Genomic DNA, 12484 nt, shown 5'->3' on the forward strand with positions numbered 1-12484 from the left:
TTGCGGCAATACTGGATGCCGATCCGCTACGCCCGCGCTCACTGATCACTGCGGACGTGGGAGCTCATGCCGGTTACGCTTGAGCGGGGCGGGCGCCAAGCTCCGAAGCGGCTTGGAGGATCTCAAGAGCTTGGGTAAAGCGGATCCAGCTCAGATCATCATCGCCTACAACGTCGAATGCCTGCCGAAGTAGGCCCTAGCCCGGGTGCCCGCATCTGTGGACGCGAATCGGCAATCGGCATGAGACCGCCGGCATCGTACCGATCGGTCCAAATTGGGTCCAAGTTCGCGTTGCGCTCAGTCCAAAGCTAAGCTAACTCCCTGGCATTGTTACGAGGGAAGGGTGGCCGAGTGGTTTAAGGCACCGGTCTTGAAAACCGGCGTGCCCGCAAGGGTACCGTGGGTTCGAATCCCACCCCTTCCGCCAGTCTATCCGAACGGGGTCTCTCGGTCGGGCTTTCCCGAGCAGGTGATCGGTGGACCAGGCGTTAAATCCGGACGGGCTCGGCAAGCTCAAGCTCCGCATTCAGGCGTTGCGCGCCAAGACCATCGCCAATGGCTGTACCGAGGACGAGGCCCTGTCTGCCGCCGCCAAGGTTGCCGAGCTGCTGGATCGCCACGATTTGTCGCTCTCCGACGTCGAGCTGCGCGCCTCGCCGTGCGAACGGAGGGTCTTTGAGACCCATGGCAAGAAGCGAATTCCGCTCGACGACTGCATCGGCGCGATCGCTCATTTCTGCGATTGTCGGGTCTGGCGCGAGAAGAACGCAGTCGGCGAGAACATCTATGTGTTCTTCGGTCTCGGCGCGGATGTCGAGGTCGCGCATTATCTGGCTGAATTGATCGACGGCGCCGTGCGCGCCGAACTTGGCCGCTTCAAGACGTCGGTCGACTACGCCCGGTTCCGGCACCAGGAGCGGCATCTGGCCAATGCCTCCTTCGCGCTCGGGATGGTGGCGTCCATCGCGCAAAGGCTGGTGGCGATGAAGGCCAGTCGCGATCAGGTCAACGAAAGCACCGGTCGCGGGCTGGTCGTCCTCAAGACCTCGGTGGTCGATGCAGAATTAGACAAGCTCGACCTCAAGCTCCGGACCGCGCGCAGCACCAGCCGGATGGTGTCGATGACGGCCTATGAAGCCGGCGGCGCCGCCGGCGCGTCGCTGGCCATCAATCCCGGCCTTGGCGAGTCGCAGTCAGAGACCGCTCGCAAGGGAAGCTGAGGGGCGCGGCTTCGGCCGGAGTCGAGAGCATGGCGATGTCGGTCGTCTATGCTGCCGGCGTGCTGATAACATGCAGCGTCACCGTAATTCGGCGGAGACTGTGAGAGCGGAAGCGACGAGGGGCGGTAGCGACTTCGTCGCGCAGCCGGCACCGGACTCGAAGTGGAACAGCAGCTACCGCGAAGCGTCAGTAGCTGGTAGGTTCGGCACGAAGTGAGGACCGACATCATGGCGACGGACTGCTGCGAACAGAGCGGCTCTTGCTGCAGCCCCCCACCGTTGAACCTCGAACCTGTTCGGCGCACAGAGTGCGGGTCCGCAGAGGCGGCGTGTGGTTGTTCCGGCGGTGTTCCGGTCTTCGACGGAATGGACCCCACGTACAAGCGGGTCCTCTGGACGGTAATCGCTGTCAACGGCTCGATGTTCTTGATCGAGATGCTTGCTGGGCAATTGGCAGGTTCACAGGCGCTGAAAGCCGATGCTCTGGATTTTCTTGGTGACACGGTGACGTATGGGCTCAGCTTGGCCGTGATCGGGGCGAGCCTGCGACGCCGAGCTACAGCCGCCCTTTTCAAGGGTCTCTCTCTCAGCGTGATGGCGCTCTGGGTTGTCGGGTCGACTGTCTACCAAACGCTCATTCTCGGTACGCCAAAAGCAGAAGTCATGGGAGTGATTGGATTTCTTGCTCTTGCGGCCAATCTCGGTTCGGTCTTGATGCTCAGGCCGTACAAGGATGGGGACGCGAACGTCCGGTCTGTTTGGCTCTGCTCGCGAAACGACGCAATAGGCAACGTGATCGTGATGGTCGCCGCCTTGGGCGTTTGGGGGACCGACACAGCTTGGCCCGACCTCCTCGTCGCTGCCGTGATGGGTGGCATCTTCCTGACCTCCTCGATCCAGATACTCCGACAGGCTTGGAGCGAGTTCAACGCGGATAACTCCGCAAGCCAGCAGACCGCTGCCGCTCGTTGACAACTCGGGCGGCTAATTAAGATTGGAAGCTTGTCCGCCAACATGAACAGTGATGCCTAGAACGTGCGCCTCTTGAACACCTGAGCATTGACCAAAGCGTACGAGGAAGGCGGATGATCTGCACCCTTCCTCGCGCAGCCGTGGCCCCACACGCTTGAGCCCCCCGTCTGTTCTGACGGGCAGCTCGACTGGAGAGAAAGCCTCAGCTCTTCGGATCGCCGCCCTTCAGCGCGTTCCAGGCGGCCTGGTTCGCCTGGTCGAACGCCTTGCGGGATTCGGCGAGCGCGGCGCTCAGGACCGACCAGGATTCGCTGCCGGCCTGCTTCAGCTTCTGCAGACGCGCTTCTGCTTCGGACGCATCGGATTTCATCTGCTTGAGCGCGGCATCGACATCGACGGTGCGAGCTGAGGCCACTTTACCCGCGGCTTCGCGGAATTTGTCCGCCGCTTCGCGCCACGCCTTTGCCTGGGCCGCTGCAACGTCCTTGAAGGTGGCCTGCTGCTGCTCGAACTGTTTTCCGGCGCCTTCGAAGTAGGTTTTCACCTGGGCCTCGAATCCAGCCCACTGCTTCTCCAGGTCGGCCTTGGCGTCCGTCCAGGCGGCTTCACCTGCTTGCGCCTGGGTCTTGAGCATCGCCTGAAACGCGTCACGGCGCGTCGTCAGATCGGACAGAAGTTGATCCGTCTTCACCTTGGACTCTGCCTTGGCCTGACCGGCCTTGACCTCGAACGAGGCTAATGCGGCGTCCATCTCGTCGATCCGCTCCTTGGCCCAATTGAGGTAGAAGTGCATGCTGCTCTGCTGTGACATGGCCGTCTCCATCTGCTTGCCGACGGCAGGTTCCCAGAGCTTCGGCTTGCTCGTATTGACCTGTCTCAATGATCGTGATCTCACGAAATTGCGACGGCGGCTTCGCACAGCGCAGACCCAGCGCCAGACCTCGACCTCCTGGATTTGTGGAACCCCTTGAGCGTTCAGCGCGTTTAGACGCGAATGCGATTGCGAGGTCCACCTGCTTCAGAGCTCATCCACCCTGATCCCCGGCGACACCGTCTGGCGGCGGTGCAAGGCGCGGCACGTGGCGGTTCTGAACGATGCTGCCGCTTATTTCGCGGCCCTGCGCGAGGCGCTGCTCGCGGCGGAAGGTATCGTCTACATCATCGGGTGGGACATCCACAGCGAGACCCGGCTGGTCGGAGCGTCGGGGCGGGCGGACGACGGCTTGCCGGAACTGCTCGGCCCATTTCTGCGCGCCCTCGTGCACCGCCGGCCGGACCTGCGGATCAACATTCTCGTCTGGGACTTCGTCTCGTTCTACGCCTCCGAACGGGAATGGAATTCCGCGGCCAAATTCACCGCCGACACGGACGGCCGCGTCCGATTTCATCTGGACTCCACGCTTCCGTTCGGTTCGGCCCAGCACCAGAAGATCGTCTGTATCGATGGTTCGCTGGCGTTCGTCGGCGGGCTCGATCTGACGATCAGGCGCTGGGACACGAGCGACCATCGCGCCGATCACGAACTGCGCTGCGACCCCCAGGGCAAGCCATACCCGCCGTTTCATGATGTTCAATGCGTGGTCGACGGGGATGCTGCCGCCTCGCTGTTCGAGCTGGCCGAGGAGCGCTGGCGTGCGGCAGGCCAACAAATACAGGATCGGCGTGCGCAAAAGGGGATGCGCTGGCCGGCGGATGTTCCGGTCGAGGCTGAGCTCATGCCGGTTGGGATCGCCCGGACCGAGGTGGTCTGTCCTGCAGGTTCGACCATCAGGGAGATCGAACGCTCCTTGATTGCAGCGATCCGTTCCGCGACGAGTTTTATCTACATCGAGAACCAGTTCACCAGCGCCATCAAGATCGCGCGTGAGTTGGCGGAGCAGATGCAGCGCGTGCCGTCGCTCCGGGTTCTGGTCGTCGCTCCAAAACTGCATTCCTCGTGGCTGGAATCCCAGGCCATGCAGAATGGCCGCGGCGCGTTCGTCGACTGCTTCAGCGAGGCCGGCGTGGCAGATCGCATCCGCTTCGTCTACCCGGTCTCACGAGAGGGAGACAAGCAAGCGGCCGTGATGGTGCACAGCAAGCTCATGATCGTCGATGACAGGATCTTGAGGATCGGCTCGGCCAATTTGAACAACCGGTCGATGGGCGCCGACAGCGAATGTGATCTGATCTTTGAAGCCGTATCCGACGAACATCGGGAGTCCGTCGCTTCAGTTAGGCATCGCCTGATAGCCCATTTTTGTGGCCTCGACGAACAGAGCGTCAGGCAAAACGACGATCGTCTTCTTGCTCTTATGGACGAGGTGTCGAAAGCCGATGGCCCGAAGACGCTGCGGGCAGTGGAAGCCTCAGTCCTGACCAGCACCCTTGCCACGATGGTTCAGCCGGTGGCGGACCCTGAGCGGCCCCTTCATCTCGAGCGGGCGGCATCGCGCATGTGGAGCACGAAGACCGTCATCGGGATCTTATCGATCGCCGTGTCGCTTTTTGGCTTGGCGATAGCCTGGTCGTACACCTCCTTGGGCGATTTCGCCGACACGGGCCGCATCTCGAATTTGCTGTCGACCTATTCCCAGTCCGTCTGGGGGCCGCCACTCGCAATCGCGGCTTTTGTCGTCGGCGGGCTGGTGGTGTTTCCGGTGCTCGTGCTCATTGCAGCAACGGCTGCCGCGCTTGGGCCATGGCTGGGTTTTGCCACGGCGATCGCCGGTGTCTTGCTCAGCGCCTTCATCCTTTTCGTGATCGGGCGCGCCCTCGGACGGCAGCGGCTCCAGCAGTTGCTCGGACGACGCGCCGCGCGGATCCAGGACCGCGTTGTCGGCAAGGGCGTCCTGGCTGTCGTCGTCATCCGGATGATTCCCATCGCACCGTTCTCGGTCGTGAATGTCGTGGCTGGCGCGAGCACGCTGCCTTTACGCGACTTCCTGCTCGGAACCCTGCTTGGCATGACGCCTGGTATTCTTGCCATGGCCGTGCTGGGGGCTCAGATCGCGGATTTGGCCCGCAATGCATCCTGGAGCAGCATGTTGCTGTTGGTGCTGGCGTTCCTGGGCTGGCTCGGCGTCTGCGCGGGCGCGCAATTCCTCGCGACCTGGCTCGCCGGGAGGCGCTGATGGCCCCGGTGCGTTTCATGACGTGGAATGTGCACGGCACGTTCAATCTCAATCCGAAGTTCGATCTGGAGGGGGTCTGCTCCATCCTTCGCAAATGGGCCCCTGATGTCGTCGCGCTTCAGGAGGTGGATTCGCGATCGAGGTCCGACGATCCGTTTGCGAAGCTGGCGAGTGTCGTCGGCGATCACCGCGTTCACGCCAAGTCGATTGTCACTGCGGATGGCGACTACGGTCAGATGCTGCTGAGCCGCTTTCCGTTCTCCGGGGTGCCCGAAATCGTCGACGTGTCGTATCGGGAGCGCGAGCCGCGCAGGGCCATTGCCACTGGCCTCCTGACGCCGGTCGGTGACGTGCGCGTGGTTGCCACGCATCTCGGCCTGAGCATCCACGAGCGGTATGCCCAGGCACAAACCCTGGTGAGCCTGGTGAAACCCGGAAGGACCGTCGTCCTCGGCGATTTCAACGATTGGTTTTGGGTCAAGTCGGTGCGGCGGGTGCTCGCGCAGGCCTGCCCCAACCGTACGCGGCTGCGCACCTTCCCATCGCGCCTACCCCTTATGCGGCTTGACCGGATTTATGCGACGTCTGATAGCCGGATCGAGAAGGTCTGGACCGACGTGGAGGCGAGAGCCTTCTCGGACCATCTGCCCGTCATTGCCGATGTTGAGATCCAGGGGCCTTCGAGAACCCAAGAAAATCTTTATTGTCCAATAGCATAGCTACTGTGCATGGGGTTGTTTTTCGATATTTGCTGGAGCGGCCTTCGGGCGGCGAACAGCTCGAGTTCCAATTTGCGGGTCCGCGGGGTCCACCTTATGGAACCCTTTCGCCGCGTCTGCGTTGTCTCCGCATGACTGAAGACCTTTCCTTCCGACGCAAACCCCTGACCCCCGAGCAGCGCCAGGCGCGCGATGCGGCACGCCGGATCGAGGCCGAAAAGGCCATGCGCGACCATGAAGAGGCGCAGAAGGCGTTTTACGCCAACAAGGAGCGGTTGAGGGCCGAACGGCTGGCGCGCGAGGCGGCGGCGGCGAAGGCCTGATCCTGTGCGGGTCCCTCCGGCAATATTCTGACGCGATCTGTCCGGGCGATGCCGCCGGCTAGTGCCTGTTCGGCGTCCTCGTCGCGCTCCAGGCCAGCCTCAGCGCCTGGACGGCACCGGTGAACGCGCCACGGGGCGATTGCGCTTCGATGGCTTCGGCTGCGATGCGGCAATCGTCGGCGACTTTGAGCAGCCCGCTTCGCGCGAGGTCCATGGTGGAGAGGGCGGCCTGCTCCAGGCAGACCCGTTCAAGCCGTCGAAACTCCCGCAGCTCTTTGTTCATGCGTCAGCTCTCGGTATGCCCCAAGCCATGCGGCGCTGAGTCTGCTTAACGATCGGTAAACGGTCTCTGCCTAGCCAAGTCGGCTGGCGCCGGGCTTGTGCGGGCCATGCACGCGCCCGGCGCGGGGGCGCATCGGCAGGCTTGACGGCGTCTGGCTTCCGCCGGAAGCTTCAACTGATCCGAACTGACGTGAAGCACGGAGACGTTCGCCCCCAGCCAGTCCGACACCCATCAGCGCAAGTGCAAATGGAGCTGACCATGACCACGTTCGACAAGCGCGAGCAGGGCTTTGAGGCCAAATTCGTCCACGACGAGGAGTTCATGTTCAAGGCCACCGCCCGGTCCAACAAGCTGCTCGGGCTCTGGGCTGCAGGCCAGCTCGGGCTCAGCGGCGATGCCGCGGCAAGCTACGCAACCACGCTGGTGACGGACCATCTGGAGAGCCGGGCGATCGCCGATGTCGTGGACAAGGTGTCAGGCGATCTCGCCGCCAAGGGCATCGCGCGTGAGCAGGTCGCGCTGAAGCTTCAGGAGTGCCTGCACCAGGCGCTGGCGCAGCTCGAAGTGGACAAGCAATAAGGCCGACGTTGGTAACCTCACTCGGCCTGCTTGCGCGTGCCGGAGTCACCGAGCTTGTCGACATAGGCAATGCCGATCGCCGAAACGACGAAGGTGAGGTGAATCAGCACCTGCCACATCACGCCGGTCTCGGTGAAGCCGGCGCGGTTCGAGCCGAGATTGCCGGCCTCGATGAAGGTGCGCAGCAGCGCGATCGAGGAGATGCCGATGATGGCCATGGCGAGCTTGATCTTGAGGACGCTCGCATTGACGTGGCCGAGCCATTCCGGCTCGTCGGGATGGCCCTGCAGGTCGAGCCGCGAGACGAACGTCTCGTAGCCGCCGACGATCACCATCACCAGCAGATTGGAGATCATCACGACGTCGATCAGCGCCAGCACGCTCATCATGATCTGCTGCTCGGTGAGATCGAGGGCGTGCCAGGAGAGGTGCCAGAGCTCTTTCAGGAACAGCGCGATATAGACGCACTGCGCCACGATCAGTCCCAGATAGAGCGGCAGCTGCAGCCAGCGCGAGCCGAAGATGATCATCGGCAGCAGGCCCAGGCGCGGCGGGGGCGAACGGGGTTCGGATTGGGGTGAAGGCTCAACCGACATTCAGGCTGCATCCTCGCAATCGAAACGATCGCTTTCATCTAGCCCGACAACATGGCCGGCGGAAGACGCCCCGCGTGTCTCGCCTTCGGCGGACCTGGCCATTTCGTGCTAGCGTGCCGAACGGCCATCGCGCGACGATGTGGATCGGGAGGCGGGGAGTGACGAGGAGCGGCTTTCGCAGATGGTCCGGCGGCATCGCGCTCGCCGGCGCGATCATGATCGGCGCGGGCACCGCGGAGGTCTCGGCGACACCGCTGACGCCGTTTCGCTACGAGGCGCAGGCGCAGCGTCATTGCCCGCACGACAAGGTGGTCTGGCTCGACTTCAGGAAGGGCATCTACTACCGCAAGGGTCAGAAGCGGTACGGCCAGGGGTTCGACGGCAGCTTCGTCTGCCTGAACGAGGCCCGTGACGGCTTCTATCGTCGCTCCGTGCTGGGCCTGCGCTGAGAGCGGCGCCTGACGCCGGCTATTTCTGCGCCGGCAGCCTGACCGGCACGTGCGGGGAGGTGCTGATGACCCGGGGGCTGCCGTCGGGATAGGAGCGGTCGCCGCGGATCAGGGATTCCAGGACCAGGAAGAATTTCTCGGCAAGCATTCGCGTCACCCTCGTTGGTGATGGCCTCTGGAAATGAGTCGAGGCAGCGAACGCGGGAATTCAATCAACAGATTGGGAGCGGGACATCGGCGCCTGATGCGCCTGATGGAGCTGTGCTGGAGGGTAACGAAGCGGAGCGGGGCTCAGGCGAACGCCAGTGCCACGAGGCTCGAGCAGAGCAGGACCAAGCCGCCGGCGGTCAATGCCAGGAAGCCGTCAGATACCAGGTCATGGTTGCGCATGTGACACCTGCCGCTCTCGTTTTCGATGCTCGGTCGGATCGATCAAAATTGTCCGAACGCGCCGCTTGAAAGAGGTGATGCTTGCCGATCGCGCGAGTGCCCTCAGGCCCTCGTGCGGTAACCTTCAAACGCATGGGCCAGGAAGATCCCCGCGCTTACCAGACCCATCAGTGCCGAAACCGTCTCGATCATCGTTAAATTCCAAATCCCGCCCTTGCATCCGAGAGAACGCGTGCGGCCTTGCACAGTCAAAAGAATTCCAGTGAAGGCAGCGACAATGGGGGTGGAGTGAGGATTTGGCGCAACAGAATGTCCAGCCGTGGCACAGAGCCGGTGCCATCGCTCCGTAGAACAACGGAAAAATGCGAACGTCTCGTTTACCATCCCGGCGGGATCGCTGTGGGCTCCCCATTTCCGCCGTGTTCGGGTTGCGTTATCGTTACCGCTTCCGACGCGGTGGTGGGCCGCCTCGGATTAGAGGACCGGACAGCGCTCCCCGTGGCCAAAGCGGGTTGGGTACGCCTCCGGCAAAGTGGTATTTGGGGCGCATGGGGATCCGTCGGTCAGATTCGGTTTTGCGGGCCGCGCGTGGTGCTGCGGCGGCCGCGGCCTGCGTTGCGCTTGCCAATTGCGCCTCCTCCAACAAATTCGCCAGCCGCGTCGATCCGAAATACGGCGTGTCCTCGAGCCCCCGGGTCGTGGCGTTGGGGGATCCGGTCCCGAAGGGCGGCGGCACCTACCGCGTCGGCAAGCCCTATGTCGTGGCGGGCCGGACCTACGTGCCGGAGGAAGACGTCAACTATCGCGCCGAGGGCATGGCGTCCTGGTACGGCGACGACTTCCACGGCCGCCTGACCGCCAATGGCGAAGTGTTCGACATGACCTCGCTGACCGCGGCGCATCCGACCCTGCCGATGCCGTCCTATGCGCGGGTGACCAATGTCTCGAACGGCAAGTCGCTGATCGTGCGCGTCAATGACCGCGGGCCCTATCACGGCAACCGCCTCATCGACGTCTCGAACAAGGCGGCCGAACTGCTTGAATTCAAAGGCAATGGCGTCGCCAAGGTCCGCGTCGAATATGTCGGCCGGGCGCCGCTCGAAGGCTCCGACGACCGCCAGCTTCTGGCGACCCTGCGCACCGGCGTTCCGGCGCCGTCGCCCTCGATGGTCCGGGTCGCCTCGGCCAAGCCCTTCGTGCCGGAATTGCCGGGATCGAGCCGCGGTGCCATTCGCGGCGACGTGCCGATGCCGGAGGGGCGGCCCTATAATCTCGGCACCACCTCCGCGGACATGGCCTCGCTCAACGCGACCTCGGAAATGTCGGCCTCGAGCCGCAGCCGGGGCCGGGCGGTCCACAACGCCCGCGCCGTGTCCTATGAAGAGGACGGCCGCTACGCGGCGGAGAACGCGCCGTCGTCGGCCGACGGCGCTGCCGAGGCCCGCAGCATCCTGAGCGGCCGCGGGCTCTACTAGACTGCGCTTTCGTTCAGGAATTGCACCAGCGCCGCGTTCACCTCGTCGGGCCGTTCCTGCTGCACCCAATGGCCGGCGCCCTCGATGATCAGCTTTCGCTTCAGATTGGGCAGCACGCGCTCGAGCTCGTTGACGCGCTTGGCGCCGATCAGGCCGGTGATGACGGCGTCCCTGGAGCCGGCGATGAACAACGAGGGCTGATGGATCTGCGCATCCTGCCAGGGCGCCGTCAGCTCCCAATTGCGGTCGATGTTGCGGTACCAGTTCAGCCCGCCGCGAAAGCCGGACTTGCGGAAGCTCTCGGTGAAATAGGCCAGATCAGCCTCGCCGAGCCAGGCGGGCAGCGTCTCCTCAGCGGTCGCGTGGCTGAGAAAGCCCTTGCCCTCCTGCACGAACATGGCGGCGGTGGGATCGGCAAGGCCGCGTCCGCCGAGCACGATGCGCATGGTGCGGGCGACGTCGCGTTCCAGCTCGGCCTCGGCGACGCCGGGCGCCTGGAAGTACTGCCAGTAGAAATTGGTGACGCCGCCCTGGCGCAAGAGGTCGAGCGGCTTGCCGCGGCCGCGGAACGGCGGCGGCACGCTAAGGCCGGCGACCGCCGTGAAGATGTCCGGCCGGAACAGCGCCGCGTGCCAGGCGACCGGCGCGCCCCAATCGTGGCCGACCACCATCGCCTTGGTCTCGCCGAGCGCCTGCACCAGGCCGACCACGTCGCCGACCGTATCGAAGATCGAGTAGGCGGCAACCTCAGGCGGCGCGGCGCTTTGGCCGTAGCCGCGCATGTCGGGGGCGACGACGTGAAACCCGGCCGCGGCGAGCGCGGGGATCTGGTGGCGCCAGGAATAGGACAGCTCCGGCCAGCCATGGCACAGAACGACCAGCGGACCCTGGCCGGCTTCGCGGATGAAGAGATCGATGCCGTTGGCCTTGATCACGCGGGTGGAAGACATCGCTTTTCCGCCTTGTTTCAGGGGTTTGGTCGAGAAACATAAGGCGCCACGATAGGGGCGCGGCGAGAATCGTGCAATCTCGCGGCAGGCGTCCAACGTCGTGTTGTTCGCACCGGTTCCAGCTGTTAGAACGCCGCTCTCAGGGCTTGGCCATGGCATTTCGTCCTTCTTCGCTTCGTCGCAGCCGCTTCACCGCGAGGGCGCTGGTGCGCGGGCTGATCGCGACGGTTCTGGTCGTGGGCGTCGGCTGGAGCGGGGCACTTCTGGCCGCCAACCAGAGCATTCAGGGGGCCAAGAAGCCGGACGATGCCGGCTTCGACGGCGATGCCCCGACTGCGATCCTGATCGAGGCCTCCTCAGGCAGCGTGCTGTTCGAGAAGAACGCCGACGAGCTGCGCGCGCCCTCCAGCATGATGAAGCTGATGACGGCGGAAGTCGTCTTCAATGCCATCAAGAAGGGCGACATCAAGCTCACCGACGAGTACCGGATCAGCGAGAATGCCTGGCGCCGGGGCGGCGCGCCCTCGGGCGGCTCGACCATGTTTGCCGCCATCAACAGCAAGGTCTCGGTCGACGATCTCCTGCACGGCGCGATCATCCAGAGCGGCAACGATGCCTGCATCGCGCTTGCCGAGGCCATGGCCGGCAACGAGAAGATCTTCGCGGCCGACTTCATGACCAAGCGCGCGCGTGAGCTCGGCATGACCAAGTCGACCTTCGGCAACTCCAACGGCTTGCCCGACCCCGCCAACAAGATGACGGTGCGCGAGCTCGGAATCCTCGCCCGGCACATTATCCTGGACTTCCCCGAATTCTACAAACTGTTCGGCGAGAAGGAGTACACCTGGAACAAGATCCGCCAGCCCAACCGCAATCCGCTGCTCAACTCGATGGAAGGCGCCGACGGCCTGAAGACCGGTTATACGAAAGAGGGCGGCTACGGTATGGTCGGCTCGGCCGTGCAGAACGGCACGCGGCTGATCGTCGTCGTCAACGGATTGGAAGATCCCGAGGATCGCGCCACGGAAGCCAAGAAAATGCTGGAGTGGGGTTTCCGCAATTTCGAGACCCGCACGCTGATCGCGGCCGAGCAGCCGGTCGGCTACGCCAAGGTGTTCGGCGGCGAGAGCCGTTCGGTCAAGCTCGTCGCCAAGACTCCGGTGAAGGTGATGGTGCACAAGAACGGCAGCGACAAGCTGATTGCGCGCGTCGTCTATAGCGGTCCGGTGCGGGCGCCGGTCGAGGCCGGCCAACGGGTCGGCGTGGTCAAGGTCTGGCGCAGCGGCAACATCGCGGTGGAGACGCCGGTCTATGCGGCCGAAGCGATCGGCACCGGCTCGACCGTGCGACGCGCGATCGACGGCGCCAGCGAGCTCGTGATCGGCATGTTCCGCGCAGGCGCCGAGAAGCTCTGA

14 protein-coding genes and 1 tRNA gene are annotated in these 12484 nt (G+C 63.9%); 10 read left to right on the forward strand and 5 right to left on the reverse strand.

The window, feature by feature from the left end; translation table 11 throughout:
- Window positions 1-337: 337 nt before the first annotated feature.
- The 3 genes from XI03_RS09280 (at window position 338) to XI03_RS09290 (ending at window position 2192) form a co-directional block, all read left to right on the forward strand.
- Window positions 338-427 (forward strand) — tRNA-Ser (locus tag XI03_RS09280).
- A 49-nt stretch (window positions 428-476) separates the two neighbouring features.
- Window positions 477-1220: a DUF7168 domain-containing protein gene (locus tag XI03_RS09285; protein ID WP_271591934.1), complete on the forward strand. Its 744-nt coding sequence runs from the start codon at window positions 477-479 to the stop codon at window positions 1218-1220.
- 228 nt (window positions 1221-1448) lie between these two features.
- On the forward strand, window positions 1449-2192 hold the full coding sequence (locus XI03_RS09290; protein WP_050995549.1) for a cation transporter: 744 nt from the start codon (window positions 1449-1451) through the stop codon (window positions 2190-2192).
- 202 nt (window positions 2193-2394) lie between these two features.
- Here XI03_RS09290 and XI03_RS09295 read toward each other — a convergent pair whose 3' ends face one another.
- Window positions 2395-3003 carry a hypothetical protein gene (locus XI03_RS09295; RefSeq protein WP_271591935.1) on the reverse strand — a complete coding sequence of 203 codons (609 nt, stop codon included), beginning with the start codon at window positions 3001-3003 and terminating at the stop codon, window positions 2395-2397.
- A gap of 268 nt (window positions 3004-3271) precedes the next feature.
- On the opposite strand from XI03_RS09295, the gene XI03_RS09300 reads away from it, so the two are divergent.
- The 3 genes from XI03_RS09300 (at window position 3272) to XI03_RS09310 (ending at window position 6347) form a co-directional block, all read left to right on the forward strand.
- On the forward strand, window positions 3272-5305 hold the full coding sequence (locus XI03_RS09300; RefSeq protein ID WP_271591936.1) for a VTT domain-containing protein: 2034 nt from the start codon (window positions 3272-3274) through the stop codon (window positions 5303-5305).
- On the forward strand, window positions 5305-6024 hold the full coding sequence (locus XI03_RS09305; protein WP_038946790.1) for an endonuclease/exonuclease/phosphatase family protein: 720 nt from the start codon (window positions 5305-5307) through the stop codon (window positions 6022-6024). The genes XI03_RS09300 and XI03_RS09305 overlap by 1 nt, the downstream gene beginning before the upstream one ends.
- 131 nt (window positions 6025-6155) lie before the next feature.
- Window positions 6156-6347, forward strand: coding sequence for a hypothetical protein (locus tag XI03_RS09310; RefSeq protein WP_028144630.1), 192 nt, complete (start codon window positions 6156-6158; stop codon window positions 6345-6347).
- A gap of 58 nt (window positions 6348-6405) precedes the next feature.
- Here XI03_RS09310 and XI03_RS09315 read toward each other — a convergent pair whose 3' ends face one another.
- Window positions 6406-6630: a hypothetical protein gene (locus XI03_RS09315; RefSeq protein ID WP_028144631.1), complete on the reverse strand. Its 225-nt coding sequence runs from the start codon at window positions 6628-6630 to the stop codon at window positions 6406-6408.
- Between the two features lie 258 nt (window positions 6631-6888).
- Here XI03_RS09315 and XI03_RS09320 point away from each other — a divergent pair, with 258 nt between their 5' ends.
- Window positions 6889-7209 (forward strand): DUF1476 domain-containing protein, encoded by a 321-nt coding sequence (locus XI03_RS09320; RefSeq protein ID WP_038970337.1) that lies wholly within the window; start codon window positions 6889-6891, stop codon window positions 7207-7209.
- Between the two features lie 17 nt (window positions 7210-7226).
- On the opposite strand, the gene XI03_RS09325 is transcribed toward XI03_RS09320, so the two are convergent.
- Window positions 7227-7805: a TIGR00645 family protein gene (locus tag XI03_RS09325; RefSeq protein WP_271591937.1), complete on the reverse strand. Its 579-nt coding sequence runs from the start codon at window positions 7803-7805 to the stop codon at window positions 7227-7229.
- 158 nt (window positions 7806-7963) lie between these two features.
- Between XI03_RS09325 and XI03_RS09330 the strand changes: the two genes are divergently transcribed.
- On the forward strand, window positions 7964-8254 hold the full coding sequence (locus XI03_RS09330; protein ID WP_028144633.1) for a hypothetical protein: 291 nt from the start codon (window positions 7964-7966) through the stop codon (window positions 8252-8254).
- A 19-nt stretch (window positions 8255-8273) separates the two neighbouring features.
- Here XI03_RS09330 and XI03_RS09335 read toward each other — a convergent pair whose 3' ends face one another.
- Window positions 8274-8402 carry a hypothetical protein gene (locus XI03_RS09335; protein WP_256379428.1) on the reverse strand — a complete coding sequence of 43 codons (129 nt, stop codon included), beginning with the start codon at window positions 8400-8402 and terminating at the stop codon, window positions 8274-8276.
- A gap of 790 nt (window positions 8403-9192) precedes the next feature.
- Between XI03_RS09335 and XI03_RS09340 the strand changes: the two genes are divergently transcribed.
- Window positions 9193-10119 carry a septal ring lytic transglycosylase RlpA family protein gene (locus XI03_RS09340; RefSeq protein ID WP_271591938.1) on the forward strand — a complete coding sequence of 309 codons (927 nt, stop codon included), beginning with the start codon at window positions 9193-9195 and terminating at the stop codon, window positions 10117-10119.
- On the opposite strand, the gene XI03_RS09345 is transcribed toward XI03_RS09340, so the two are convergent.
- A complete protein-coding gene (locus XI03_RS09345) occupies window positions 10116-11069 on the reverse strand; it encodes an alpha/beta fold hydrolase (RefSeq protein ID WP_038970320.1) in 954 nt (317 codons plus the stop codon). The genes XI03_RS09340 and XI03_RS09345 overlap by 4 nt on opposite strands.
- A gap of 152 nt (window positions 11070-11221) precedes the next feature.
- Here XI03_RS09345 and XI03_RS09350 point away from each other — a divergent pair, with 152 nt between their 5' ends.
- A complete protein-coding gene (locus tag XI03_RS09350) occupies window positions 11222-12484 on the forward strand; it encodes a D-alanyl-D-alanine carboxypeptidase family protein (RefSeq protein ID WP_271591939.1) in 1263 nt (420 codons plus the stop codon).

Source organism: Bradyrhizobium sp. CCBAU 65884 (assembly GCF_028128835.1).
In the GTDB taxonomy this organism is placed as follows: Bacteria; Pseudomonadota; Alphaproteobacteria; order Rhizobiales; family Xanthobacteraceae; genus Bradyrhizobium; species Bradyrhizobium ottawaense.

Excerpts from the sequence above, each read along its gene's own strand:
- XI03_RS09290 (WP_050995549.1), top strand. The coding sequence starts at position 1,449 with ATGGCGACGGACTGCTGCGAACAGAGCGGCTCTTGCTGCAGCCCCCCA.
- XI03_RS09295 (WP_271591935.1), bottom strand. The coding sequence starts at position 3,003 with ATGTCACAGCAGAGCAGCATGCACTTCTACCTCAATTGGGCCAAGGAG.
- XI03_RS09305 (WP_038946790.1), top strand. The coding sequence starts at position 5,305 with ATGGCCCCGGTGCGTTTCATGACGTGGAATGTGCACGGCACGTTCAAT.
- XI03_RS09310 (WP_028144630.1), top strand. The coding sequence starts at position 6,156 with ATGACTGAAGACCTTTCCTTCCGACGCAAACCCCTGACCCCCGAGCAG.
- XI03_RS09315 (WP_028144631.1), bottom strand. The coding sequence starts at position 6,630 with ATGAACAAAGAGCTGCGGGAGTTTCGACGGCTTGAACGGGTCTGCCTG.
- XI03_RS09320 (WP_038970337.1), top strand. The coding sequence starts at position 6,889 with ATGACCACGTTCGACAAGCGCGAGCAGGGCTTTGAGGCCAAATTCGTC.
- XI03_RS09325 (WP_271591937.1), bottom strand. The coding sequence starts at position 7,805 with ATGTCGGTTGAGCCTTCACCCCAATCCGAACCCCGTTCGCCCCCGCCG.
- XI03_RS09335 (WP_256379428.1), bottom strand. The coding sequence starts at position 8,402 with ATGCTTGCCGAGAAATTCTTCCTGGTCCTGGAATCCCTGATCCGCGGC.
- XI03_RS09340 (WP_271591938.1), top strand. The coding sequence starts at position 9,193 with ATGGGGATCCGTCGGTCAGATTCGGTTTTGCGGGCCGCGCGTGGTGCT.
- XI03_RS09345 (WP_038970320.1), bottom strand. The coding sequence starts at position 11,069 with ATGTCTTCCACCCGCGTGATCAAGGCCAACGGCATCGATCTCTTCATC.
- XI03_RS09350 (WP_271591939.1), top strand. The coding sequence starts at position 11,222 with ATGGCATTTCGTCCTTCTTCGCTTCGTCGCAGCCGCTTCACCGCGAGG.